This is a genomic window from Faecalicatena sp. Marseille-Q4148, assembly GCA_018228665.1.
Classification (GTDB): Bacteria; Bacillota; Clostridia; order Lachnospirales; family Lachnospiraceae; genus UBA9414.
In genome coordinates this window covers 61,979-74,563 of the sequence record CP073692.1, presented here as the reverse complement: position 1 = coordinate 74,563, position 12,585 = coordinate 61,979, and the positions used below count along the sequence as shown (strand labels likewise).

12 protein-coding genes are annotated in these 12,585 nt (G+C 40.0%); 5 read left to right on the top strand and 7 right to left on the bottom strand.

The genetic code is table 11. The features are described from left to right. Position 1: 1 nt before the first annotated feature. From KFE17_00425 to KFE17_00415, 3 genes are all read right to left on the bottom strand, one after another. A complete protein-coding gene (locus KFE17_00425) occupies positions 2–838 on the bottom strand; it encodes a PHP domain-containing protein (protein ID QUO32264.1) in 837 nt (278 codons plus the stop codon). 169 nt (positions 839–1,007) lie between these two features. Then, positions 1,008–1,697 carry a hypothetical protein gene (locus KFE17_00420; protein ID QUO32263.1) on the bottom strand — a complete coding sequence of 230 codons (690 nt, stop codon included), beginning with the start codon at positions 1,695–1,697 and terminating at the stop codon, positions 1,008–1,010. A 20-nt stretch (positions 1,698–1,717) separates the two neighbouring features. Continuing rightward, positions 1,718–2,140, bottom strand: coding sequence for a hypothetical protein (locus KFE17_00415; GenBank protein ID QUO33571.1), 423 nt, complete (start codon positions 2,138–2,140; stop codon positions 1,718–1,720). Positions 2,141–3,065: 925 nt separating this feature from the next. Between KFE17_00415 and KFE17_00410 the strand changes: the two genes are divergently transcribed. Further along, positions 3,066–4,256 (top strand): pyridoxal phosphate-dependent aminotransferase, encoded by a 1,191-nt coding sequence (locus tag KFE17_00410; protein ID QUO32262.1) that lies wholly within the window; start codon positions 3,066–3,068, stop codon positions 4,254–4,256. Between the two features lie 54 nt (positions 4,257–4,310). Beyond that, entirely contained in the window at positions 4,311–5,162 is an 852-nt protein-coding gene (locus tag KFE17_00405; protein ID QUO32261.1) for a DUF368 domain-containing protein, read from the top strand. A 78-nt stretch (positions 5,163–5,240) separates the two neighbouring features. Here KFE17_00405 and KFE17_00400 read toward each other — a convergent pair whose 3' ends face one another. After that, positions 5,241–6,101 carry a MerR family transcriptional regulator gene (locus KFE17_00400; protein ID QUO32260.1) on the bottom strand — a complete coding sequence of 287 codons (861 nt, stop codon included), beginning with the start codon at positions 6,099–6,101 and terminating at the stop codon, positions 5,241–5,243. Positions 6,102–6,191: 90 nt separating this feature from the next. Between KFE17_00400 and KFE17_00395 the strand changes: the two genes are divergently transcribed. After that, complete coding sequence (locus KFE17_00395; protein QUO32259.1) at positions 6,192–7,556, top strand: MATE family efflux transporter; 1,365 nt, start codon at positions 6,192–6,194, stop codon at positions 7,554–7,556. Here the strand turns inward: KFE17_00395 and maf are convergent. After that, positions 7,511–8,131: a septum formation protein Maf gene (gene maf, locus KFE17_00390; protein QUO32258.1), complete on the bottom strand. Its 621-nt coding sequence runs from the start codon at positions 8,129–8,131 to the stop codon at positions 7,511–7,513. The genes KFE17_00395 and maf overlap by 46 nt on opposite strands. 177 nt (positions 8,132–8,308) lie before the next feature. Here maf and KFE17_00385 point away from each other — a divergent pair, with 177 nt between their 5' ends. Then, positions 8,309–9,103, top strand: a complete 795-nt coding sequence (locus KFE17_00385) for a nitroreductase family protein (GenBank protein ID QUO32257.1) — start codon at positions 8,309–8,311, stop codon at positions 9,101–9,103. A gap of 23 nt (positions 9,104–9,126) precedes the next feature. Further along, positions 9,127–10,263 carry a DUF4317 domain-containing protein gene (locus KFE17_00380; protein QUO32256.1) on the top strand — a complete coding sequence of 379 codons (1,137 nt, stop codon included), beginning with the start codon at positions 9,127–9,129 and terminating at the stop codon, positions 10,261–10,263. A 111-nt stretch (positions 10,264–10,374) separates the two neighbouring features. On the opposite strand, the gene KFE17_00375 is transcribed toward KFE17_00380, so the two are convergent. After that, positions 10,375–11,310, bottom strand: a complete 936-nt coding sequence (locus KFE17_00375; protein QUO33570.1) for a DUF2156 domain-containing protein — start codon at positions 11,308–11,310, stop codon at positions 10,375–10,377. A 21-nt stretch (positions 11,311–11,331) separates the two neighbouring features. Next, entirely contained in the window at positions 11,332–12,573 is a 1,242-nt protein-coding gene (locus KFE17_00370) for an MFS transporter (GenBank protein QUO32255.1), read from the bottom strand. Positions 12,574–12,585 lie beyond the last annotated feature (12 nt).

The window sequence follows — 12,585 nt, the reverse complement described above, 5'->3', positions numbered from 1 at the left end:
ATTAGCCTATTCTGCCATGCTTTTTTATATCTACAGTCGTTTCAATCGGATCAATCGGATCGATTGGATTCTCCAGACGATTTTTCTTATTTCGTTTATAATGGCGCAAAATTGTTCCTCCCATATTATAAAACCAGAAAGAATATACAAGAAGCTTATTCGCTTTGCCCATTTTCTCTTTCGTTGTCTTATTATAGTTAGAACCGCCCGCCTTAATATTCTCTTTCTTACGGATCAGTGCGATCAGCTCTGTCTCACATGTGACCGGCTCCGGAAGTTCTGTATACGCCATCCCTACACAATCCGGACGATGAGCATCACTGCCGCCCACTCCCGGCTTTTGATACTTCATAGCCAGTTTCATTGCCCCTTCGTTAGATTCCGGGGATTCACAGGCGTTGAACACTTCAAAAAAGTCAAATCGTTTCGCATACTCCGGTGCATTATAATATCCCTTTGTATGTGCGTAGCTGAGATACTTTTCTCCACAAGGATGTGCCGGTCCGAGAATCCCTCCATGCCTGTGCACAAAGTCAATCAGCGCCGCCACCGGAAGTCCTCGAAGCTCCAGCAGGCGCATCCTTACACCTTCCGGCATAATCACAAGGATATGTCCGGCATCCCTCGTATCATATTCAATTCCCTTCAGAACAACAAAATCATCCTGGTATTTTTCTTTCAGAACATATTTCCACTGACGATAACCGTTGTAAGTATTGTGATCTGTTACCACCATCCCCTGAAATCCTTTTTCCTTCAGTATCTGAATATATTCTTCCAGACTAACCCTGCTGTCTACCGAGCCTTCTTTTACATGACAATGCATATCGATCTTCAAGAGTAAGCCCCCTTTACCGTTACACTTTTCTTAATTATACTCTTTTTATCCCCCAATCGCAATCTCTTGATACGTTTTCTCCTGCTTTCTAAACAAAAAACAGTACTTTTCAAAGGAGGATATCAATGTCTCTCCTTCGACCAGTACTGTTTTATCATAAAGTTTTTCCCTACTCTTCTTCGTCATCTGAAAACAGCGAACGAGCTGCCTCAATTTCATTCTCAATAGATTTCTCTGACCGGATATGCTTTGCCGCTGCAACTTCTTTTTTACCCTGTTTTCTTCCTTCCAGAATAAACTGCACCATGATTCCAAAACATGCAGCTACCAGACCGACAATCCAAACAATGATCTGCTCTGAAAATCCAAGCAGTTCAGCTCCTTTTGCAGCAGCTGTAATGCCTCCGAACAGCCCCGTTGCAATGATAACCATCGGCTCTGCAAATTTCAGACTGATTATCGCCGGGATAACTCCGATTCCCGCACAGACAAGCATCCACAACCATGTCTTAGGCTGTAAGATTGCCAAAAGCGCCGACACACTGAAGAGCCAGCTGGCAAACATTACGCTGACAATATAAATCTTTGCAGATACAATCGCCAGCACGATTCCCAAAATCAGACCTGCAATTAATCCGACTCCTATGCTAAGCTGCAGTGCATTTACCGGAATATAGAAACCAATTATAAATCCTGCAAAAAATCCAATCACTGCCATCCAGATGCGAAAGATTTTAACTCCGAAAAAGCAAGTCAGCGCTGCCAGCACAATGACTGCAATCGAAATTGTCATTTCATTTCCTGACACATACGAAGCTACACTGTCTGTCAGTTCCGTTAATAAATTCATTAGTTCCATATATGTGTCCCCTGATCTTCTTAAAACTCTACTTTACCTGTAACATCTCCATTGATTACATAATAAGCCGCACCATCTTCAGGCTTAACATATAAATCCATTGACTTCATATCGCCGATCTTATTTTTACCTTTTGTCCATTCTTTTTTTACAGCTGCGATCAGGTCTTTTGAATCAATTTCTTTTCCCTGGTGCTGAATCATAATTCTTGTTTTAATTTCTTTCTTTGTAGAACCCGGTTTACGTCCTCTTTTTGCAGGTTCTTTTTTCGCTTCTGCCGCTTTCGTTTCTTCTTTTGGTTCTTCAGTTGCTTCTGCTTTCACTTCTTCTGCAACTGCCTCTTCCACAATTTTCTCCTCTTTTACTGCTGTCTCATTTCTATCTGTCATACCTGCGTTTTTCTTTTCCTGTTTTTTCATTGCTCTTCTTGTAGCCATCTTAATACCCCCTAGCCTACATAGTTTACTGTTCATATTTTAATACGAATTGTATTATAGCACAATTCGTCAAAAAAGCTACATTTTTCTCAAAAGAAATACATAAAAATGGATACCAACTAATCATTTATTAATTGATACCCACTTTTAATTTGATTCTTCAATCATTCTTTTTACCTCTTCTTACAACCATTTTAAATGTTAATGATTATAAATAATATTACATTTCTGGTGGTCTGTACCTTCCTTTCATAAAATTATGAATGTTCGCTTAAGTTTTTGTTGGACCGTACCTCTCTTTCTTAAAATTCGAGTTCAAATTAAACTTCTCGGTGGTCTGTACCTCCTATTGAACATTTTCAAAATAATTAGAAGATTCCAATCTTAAAATTTAACTTTTAAACTTATAGAGATAATTTTATAAATTCTATTTTTAAACTGTCTTTTTATTTTATAAGTCTCAATTCAAATTCTTTATTTATTCTGTAGATTTTAAGTTCTAAATCTATTAATTTACCTACCGTCCAGCGCAGTTCCGATAAATTATTACCTCAATTTTAGACTTTTCTTAATCTATCTTACTTTATAAATTCAACTTTAAATTGCTTCTTATAAAATAATCTTTTAAATTTAATCTTTAAATTTATATGAATTATTTTATAAATTTAAGTTTTAAATTTGTTTTTTATCTCCTTGTTATTTTGTATCTTTATATTATCATTAGACATTGTATTTGTCAAGCATTTTTTAAAATATTTTTTATTTTTCTGTTAATTATTATTTTTATGCTATTTTATCTGTCTTTATAGCCTCCATTCATTATGTCTGCAAAGAAAAAATTCACAAAATAATCCTAAAAAGATAAATAAGTTTCAGATTGTCGAAAGAGTTGAACGATGCTATAATACAATACGAATTGGAGGATACAGAAATGATATCAAAAAAAATGGAACATATGGTAGCAAATAGCTCAGCAATCCGGGCAATGTTTGAAGAAGGTAATCGGCTCGCAAAACTCTGCGGACCGGAAAATGTATATGATTTCAGTTTGGGCAACCCGAATGTCCCGGCTCCTGAAACAGTGAAACAGGCTGTCATCGACATTGTTACTGAAGAAGATCCTCTCCTTTTGCATGGATACACAAACAGCAATGCCGGTTACAGCAGTGTACGACAGGCTGTCGCCGATTCATTAAATCAACGATTTGGCACTGCATTCAAAGAGAAAAATATAACAATGACCGTAGGCGCCGCCGGAGGTCTGAATGTAGCTTTGAAAGTTCTTTTAAATCCGGGAGATGAAGTCATTGTATTTGCTCCTTATTTCGGAGAATACAGAAGTTATGTGAATAATTTTGACGGTACAATCATAGAAATTTCACCGGATACTGAAACTTTCCAACCAAAACTTAATGAATTTGAGGCAAAAGTCACACCGCGCACAAAGGCAGTCATCGTGAACACACCGAACAATCCTACAGGAGTTGTGTATTCTGAGGAGACAATAAAAAAACTTGCTGCCATCCTGGAACAAAAGCAACAGGCATATGGACATGAAATTTATTTGATTTCCGATGAACCTTATCGTGAACTGGCGTATGATGGTGTGGACGTCCCATATCTGACCGCTTATTACAATAATACCATTGTCTGCTATTCTTATAGTAAATCCCTTTCCCTTCCCGGAGAACGGATTGGTTATCTCGTCATCCCGGATGAAGTAACTGACAGCGAAAAAGTAAATGCAGCGGCAAATGTAGCCAATCGTATTCTTGGATTTGTAAATGCACCAACATTGCAGCAAAAACTTGTAGAACGCTGTCTGAATGAAAAAACAGATATTTCTTATTACAATCGGAATCGCGAAACACTCTATCAAGGTTTGATGGATTGTGGATTCTCATGTGTGAAACCTCAGGGGGCTTTTTATCTGTTTATGAAAACACCAACGGAAAATGAAGCAGAATTCTGCAGCGCTGCAAAAGAATATAATATTCTAGTCGTGCCGGGAACTTCCTTTGGCTGTCCCGGATATGTTCGTATTGCCTATTGTGTTGCTTATGAAACAATCGTCAATGCGCTGCCAAAGTTTAAAGAACTGGCAAAAAGATATTTTTCTTAAAAACTGTTCTTGCTGTATGAAAACAAAAAATATATAAAATCAAGGAGAACTACTATGTTAAAAAAAATCTTACAGGGTATGGTTGTAGGAATCGCTAACATCATTCCCGGCGTCAGCGGAGGAACTATGATGGTCGCTATGGGCCTTTACGATAAGCTGATCCATTCTATTACTCATTTAAAAAGTGAATTTAAAGAAAGTATGAAATTACTTCTTCCTATTTTTGCAGGCGCAGGACTTGCGATTGTACTGCTCTCAAGATTATTTGAATTTTTGTTAGCAAACTATCCGATTCCAACTAATTTCGCATTTTGCGGTCTTATCGCCGGAAGTCTTCCATTTATCTTTAAGAAAGTAAAAGGACACTCAGTTTCTGTTGGCAAACTGATTCCGTTTTTTATCTTCTTCGGAATCGTAATTCTAATGGCTGTTCTTGGCGAAAATGGCGGAGCTGCCGCTGATGTAAGCTTTAGTCTGATCAATGTGATAAAACTATTTGCCGTAGGTATCATAGCTGCTGCCACAATGGTTGTTCCGGGAGTCAGCGGTTCTATGATGCTGATGCTGCTCGGTTATTATGATACGATCATTGAAACGATCAACGACTTCATAGACGCTCTGATTGCTTTCAATCTAAATGAAATTCTTCGTGTATTTGGAATTTTAGTTCCTTTCGGCATTGGCATTGTCATCGGAATTTTTGCCATTGCCAAACTGATTGAATTTATCTTTAAAAAAGCAGAAATTCACGCATATTACGGAATCATTGGTCTGATTCTTGCATCTCCGATTGCAATTCTTATGAAAACGGACTGGAGCCAGTTCTCTCTTCCGTTATTAGCACTCGGTATCGTAACATTTATCGCCGGCTGGTTTGTTGCCAGCAAATTAGGCGGGGAAGAATAACACCATATAATAGCGCGGGGATACAGTACCTTCAAATAGTACTGTATCCCCTGTTTTATCTCCCATTTTGCTGTTTATCTATTTTTCTCTTTGCCTATTTTTCTGTTCACCGGAAACATAGTTTTTTTCTACAACAGGACAGATAATCTTCGTCACAAACGCCTCTTCCTGCTCTGCTGTCAGACTGTCAATCATTGTATCTTCATAGAAATATTCTCCCAGACAAAGGTCATGGGCGTCAGCATAAGCAATCATACGCTCATAAGTATCGCCTACTTTATGCCAGTCTCCACGATGACAGGCTGTCAGATATTCTCCTGCCGGGCGCAGACAGCATGCTACTTTTCCAGGTCTTATGTCAAACATTTCATAGACGGTATGATAATTGGTGTATTTCTTTCTGCGGACATCTTTCATATCCAGACGGTACCCAATCGCATATGGACTCTGCAGCTCATACTTCTCACAATATTCATACAATTCTCCGATTGCTCTTGCCCACGCTTTTTCGTTAGACGATGTTACATATCTCGTAACTAAATATCGGCTTGCTTCCTGACAAACAGCAATTTCATCTGCATCCATCTGCATCGCCGTTTCCAGATGAAGCATTTTGCGCCGAACCCATTCCTTTGTCCTGCGAAGCTGTCTGATTCTTCCCGCAATAATCTCTTCCTCTTCTTTTAGCACTTCCATGAGCTTCTCCGGCGTCCTGCCTTTCATGTATGCCTGTATCTTCTCAAGCGGCATATCCAGATCTCTAAGGGTGCAGATCACATCAAACACATCTAACTGACTGTAAGAATAATACCGATATCCGTTTTCCAATTTGATTGCCGGCGAAAACAATCCGATTTCATCATAATAAAACAATGTATGCTTCGTTGTTCTGCTCAATTTTGCAAATTCTCCGGTACTTAAATATCTGCTCTTATTCATTTTCAATTCTTCCTTTTTTCTGCTTGACTATCGTGTTACTCTATAGTTTATCATATCAGATGTTCAATTAAAAAGAAAGGATGACATATCATGAAAAATTCAATTGCCAGAAACTTTAACTTCTTTTCATTGCTGCAGTTTGCTTTTCCGACGATGATCATGATGGTTTTTATGTCGCTCTATACAATTGTAGATGGAATCTTTATCTCCCGCCTGGTCGGAACAGATGCGCTCTCAGCCACAAACATCGTATACCCTGCCATTAGCCTCGTCATTGCCATCGGCGTTATGCTTGCTACCGGCGGAAGCGCTATTATTGCGCGTAAAATGGGCGCCGGAGATTTTGCCAGTGCACGCGAAGATTTCTCTTTCATCATATTGACCGGTTTGATTGCCGGATTTCTGCTAATGGGCATCGGAAATGTATTTCTGGAACCGATTTCCCGTGTATTAGGAGCTACAGATGTGCTTCTTGATGATTGTATTGGCTATCTTAGCGTCTCTTTATATCTGGCTCCGGCCTGTATTTTACAATTATTATTTCAAACACTTTTTGTTACAGCCGGAAAGCCTGTGTTCGGGCTTATTCTGACAATCAGCGGCGGTCTTGCCAACATGGTTCTCGATTATCTTTTTATGGGACCATTGCAAATGGGCGTGCGCGGTGCAGCGCTCGCCACCGGTATCGGTCAGCTCATCCCTGCGGTTGTCGGCACGATTTACTTCCTCTTTGTCAGGCATTCACTGTATTTTGTCAAACCTCGCATCCGGATTCGCGTGCTAAAAGACAGTTGTCTAAACGGTTCTTCTGAAATGGTAACGAACCTTTCTAACGCAGTTGTAACTTACCTGTTCAACATTATGATGCTGAAATTTCTTGGTGAGCCCGGTGTTGCCGCCATTACCATCGTATTGTACGGACAATTTTTATTCAACGCCTTGTATATGGGCTTCTCTATGGGAGTCGCTCCTGTTATCAGTTTCAACTATGGAAGCAAAAATCATCCAATGCTGCAGAAGGTATTTAAAATCTGTCTTTGCTTCATCGGCATCTCTTCAGTACTGATCACCGTGCTTGCGCTGATTTCTTCTCCGGTAATTGTACAGATTTTTACACCGGCTGACTCCGAGACCTTCAGAATTGCTAACACCGGTTTCTTTCTGTTTTCATTGAACTATTTGTTTGCAGGCATAAATATATTTGCCTCTTCCATGTTCACAGCATTTTCAGACGGAAAGATATCTGCTGTCATTTCTTTCGTCCGGACATTTGTTTTAATTACTGCAAACATACTCATTCTCCCATACTTTATCGGTGTAAATGGCATCTGGCTTGCAGTGCCAATTGCAGAATGTATGACCGTTTTCCTGTCGGTTTATTATTTCCTTAAGAAACGGAATGATTATCATTACTTCCCGACAGTCCGCAGAACATCCGATTCTTCCGCCAATTGAGCTCCGTCTTCCAGCACATGATAGAGATAGGAAATCGGCAGACCCATCACATTATAATAATCGCCGTCAATCTTCTCTATAAATACGGCAAACCGTCCCTGGATTCCGTAGGCTCCCGCTTTATCCATAACTTCCTCCGATGACAGATAAGTCTGTATTTCCTTATCTGTCATTGGATACACCGTCACATCTGTCTTGACTGCATGGCTTGTCGCTGTACATTTCCCGGCATCATCGAAATCCAGCACTGCCACGCCCGTATAGACTTGATGTGTCCTTCCGGCGATTTTGCGGATCATGGCAAAAGCTTCTTCTTCTGTCTTTGGTTTCCCGAGAATCTCCTGATCCACTGCCACAACCGTATCTGCCCCAATGACTGCCAGTTTCTTCTTCGCTGTCCGTCCCGCCACATCTTCTGCCTTTTGAAACGCCAGCTCTTTTACAATCTCTTCCGGTATATTACTTTTATAGCACTCCTCTTTCTCACTAACCTTTACTTCAAATGTATATCCCGCTAATGTCATCAATTCCTTCCGTCGTGGAGATGCAGATGCCAAAATAATTTTCTTGTCCATATCTATCACTCTGCCTTTCTTATTTTTCTTATGCAGTCTCATTGTACTCCAGGCTTTCTGAAAAATCTATACCGGTTTTTCAAAGAAACCATTGATTTTCCCGATACGATTTCATACAATACTATAAGATTCCCATCGGATTTTTTATCCGATCTGACATATATAAGGAGGTCCAAAATGGTTTTTATTGATCAGGATAAATGTATCGGCTGCGGCGCCTGTGCCGGCGATTGTGTCGGCAGCCGCATTGAACTTATAGATGGCACTGCCCACATAAAAGGGCCGTGTATTCTCTGCGGACACTGTGTTGCAATTTGTCCGGTTTCTGCTGTCAGTATTCCGGAATACGATATGGAAGATGTAGAAACATATCGCAAAGAAACATTTGAATTTTCTCCGGAACAACTGCTGCACACAATCAAGTTTCGCCGCAGTATACGCGATTACAAACCGGAACCGATTTCACAGCATCTGTTAGAAGAACTTCTCCAGGCCGGACGTTATACCGCCACTGCCAAAAATTCCCAGAGCTGCCACTTCATTTTTGTTCAGAAAGAGCTCGATTCCTTCAAGCAATTACTCTGGGATGAGATCGGTTCTCTCATTGTTGCTCAAGCGGGATCGATTCCCCGTGAACTGATTCCATTTGCCAGCTTTTACAAACGCCGAAACGCTGACCGTCACGATGATTTTCTGTTTCGCAATGCTCCGGCGCTTGTGTTCATTACCGCAGATACTGCTCTGGATGCAGGACTGGCTGCGCAGAATATGGAATTAATGGCTGTATCCAACGGACTTGGCGCTCTCTATAACGGTTATCTCGCCGGTATTGCTAACCGAATCCCGGCTGTGCGGGAATGGCTCTCACTTTCTCCGGATGAAACAATCCATGCCTGTATGCTGCTTGGATATCCCCATGTATTTTATGAAAGAACTGCTCCGCGCAGGATTGCAAATGTGACATGGAAATAATACATAACACGAGGTAAAATTACATGAATAAAAAAGAAGTTGCAGAAATTAAAAAACAGTTTTCTCCTTCCAATTGCGCCATTACCCGCATTTGCGGATGCTATGTAGATGCTGAGAAGGAACGAAAAACAGAACTAAAAGAAGCATTCCTCTCTCTTCCTGAAGAAGAAATGTTTAAATATTTTGATATTTTCAAAAAAACCCTTTCCGGAACCATCGGGAAAAATCTGATCAATCTGGAGTTCCCACTGGAACAGGAACTCTCTGATGGCGCTCAGACATTTCTTCTGAAATTAAGAGACAGCAAGCTAAAAGACGATGTGCTGTTGGATGAATTTTACGACAGAGTAATCGAACATTACTCCTATGGTGAAAATTATTATATTATCCTGATTCACGCTGCCTACGATATTCCGGGCAAAGCATCTGACGGAGATGAAATGTTTGATTCCTCCGAATATGTCTACGAACACCTTCTTTGCAGTATCTGTCCGGTCAAATTATCTAAAGCCGGACTCTGCTACAACGAAGAAACAAATAGCATTATGGATCGAATTCGTGACTGGATTGTGGAAGTTCCGCAAAAAGGATTCCTGTTCCCTGCTTTTACTGACCGAAACAGCGACATCCACAGTCTCCTCTACTATTCAAAAAATCCTGAGGAATTACAATCTGAATTCGTAGAAGAATTCCTCGGCTGCCGGATTCCGCTTACCGCAAAGACTCAGAAGGAAAGCTTCCATACAATTATTGAAGAAACTCTTGGAAATGAATGCGATTATGAAGTTGTCAAAAATATCCATGAAAAATTAAATGAAATTGCAGAAGAGAATAAAGAAAATCCGGAACCTCTCTCTCTTGATAAAACAGAAGTAAAACGACTTCTTGCAAGCAGCGGAGCAACGGAAGAACATCTGGAAGAATTTGACCGTCAATATGAAGCCTCTACCGGAAGTGATCAGTCTTCTTTTCTTGTATCAAACATTGCCAGTACAAGAAAATTTGAAGTCAAAACACCAAACATTACTATTCAGGTAAATCCAGACCGTACCGACCTGATTGAAACAAAAATTATCGACGGACGCCGCTGTATCGTCATTCAGATGGATGACAGTGTAGAAGTCAATGGAATCCACATTATGGGATTGACCAAAGAATAATATGCCAATTTATTTATAGAAAGTATTTTAGAACATAAAATGAAGCTGTTGTATCAGCAGACAAATCTACTGACGCAACAGCTCCTGCTTTTCCCGCTATAATGTTTGCACCTACTTATTACAACTAATTTTTTCTAAATCTTCCTGCTCTACACAGGTTACCATTCCTTTTTCCACAAGGAATACCGGCTTGTAAGATAATTTTGCTTTTCGCAACCCTTCTGCCCCGGTGTCTTCTTCTCGATTTACATACTTGTAATCCAAACATTCATGCTGTACAAACTGTTGGTTAATCACTGTATAAGCTCCGTCCACATCTGCAAATGCCTTCTCAATATGCACGACAAACGTATCTTCACAAATTGGTTCTCCCATCGTAAATGCTACAATTCTGCCATCTACACGAAGAATTCCTCCAACAACTCCTAATTCCTCAAATAACCGCAAAGAATTCAATGTTACGCACATTTCTTCATTTTTATCTTCATCATCGTCACATCCGTTTTCTTTCCGCCACAGAAGCGCCATCTGAAAACATTCTTCTACATTTTCTTTTGTCAGTTTTTCATAAGTCCAGTTATCATGAGTTGCCATAAAGCGATTAACGTGATTTCGTTTGGAATGAAGTTTCTTACCAGACAATGTAGCCAGCTTTTCAGATTCATAAACATAATCTGCCCAGTCTCTGTTATATTCTATCTGGAACTTTCCCGGAAATAACTGTTCTAACTGTGCAAACTGCTCCGGCGTCACTGCATGAAGCGCAAAAGGAGCTCCCTTTTCTCTGCAATGTTCTTCCAGGCACAGAATTGCCTTTTTGATATTCTCCGGTGTTCCTGCCGGATAAGAATAAGAATACTTTCCATTCAATTCATCTTCAAATACCAGTGTATCTTCAATAACTGCAAAACCACCATTATAAAATCTTGACCATAAAAATCCATTTACAAATGTTCTGTCACAGCTCCTGGACGGATAGTTCCAGAAATATTCTGAAATCACTTCTCTATCTTCCAGCTGCGGACGTTTAAATTCAATTAACATAATACCTCTTTCTATTTCACAATACTATACTGCTTTTGTCCGATTCGCTTTCACAAACACAAAAAATCCTATTACAAACATAATTGCTAAAATAAAAACGCCCCCGTTTGCATTGCCTGTTACCTGAGCAAAAACTCCCATCAGAGCAGTTCCCATAAAAGCTGCGCCTTTTCCGCAAATATCAAAAATCCCGAAAAATTCTCCTGCTTTTTCCGGCGGAATAATTTTTGCAAAATAAGATCTGGACAATGCCTGGATTGCTCCCTGGAACATTCCCACACAGACTGCCAGCATCCAGAATTCCCACTGTTTATCCAACTGAATCGCAAACAAAGCAATCCCTGCATAAGCTGCTATACAGATTTTAATCAGACTGCTTGTCTCGTACTTCTTAGCCAATCTTCCAAAAAGCAGTGCAAATGGAAATGCTACAATCTGCGTCACAAGGAGTGCCACAAGAAGATTCATTGCATCCAGTCCCAATGCGCTTCCGTAAGCAGTTGCCATCCCGATAATGGTATATACGCCGTCAATATAAAAGAAAAATGAAATGAGAAATAAAAATATTTTCTTGTGCTTCTTTATATCCCGAAACGCATGTCCAAGTCTCTGAAAACTCTCTCTTACCGGGTGTTTATGATCTTTTGTATAGTGAATCTGTTCATAGTTTTTCAGCAATGGGATGGTTACAAGAAACCACCATGCTGCATTCAGGAAAAATGCGATTGCCATCGCTGTTGTCATTGTAATGCCTATCTGCTCATAAAGCAGTACCACCGCAAGACTGAGTACAAACGGAATACAGCTTCCAAGATATCCCCACGCATAACCATGTGAAGATACCATATCCATTCTCTCATGAGTGGTCACATCCGAAAGCATTGCATCATAAAACACAAGACTTGATGAATAACCAACTTTTGCAATTACAAACACTGCCAAAAAGACAATCCATGACTTTGGCAGAGAAAGCGCCGCACATCCAAGCACACCCACCATCATACTGGCAATAAAGATAGGTTTTTTAAAACCTTTTGTATCTGCGATCGTTCCAAATACCGGTCCGATCAGTGTTACCAGAATGGTAGAGACAGACGCCGCATATCCCCAGTATGCCAGATACTCCACTTCCGACAGACCTGCTGCTTCTGCCATCGCATTAAAATAAATCGGTATGATTGTTGAGACAAGCAAAATAAACGCTGAATTCCCCACATCATATAAAATCCAGTACTTTTCTAATTTTGTCAGTTTTGTTTTTTCCAATCAGATATCCTC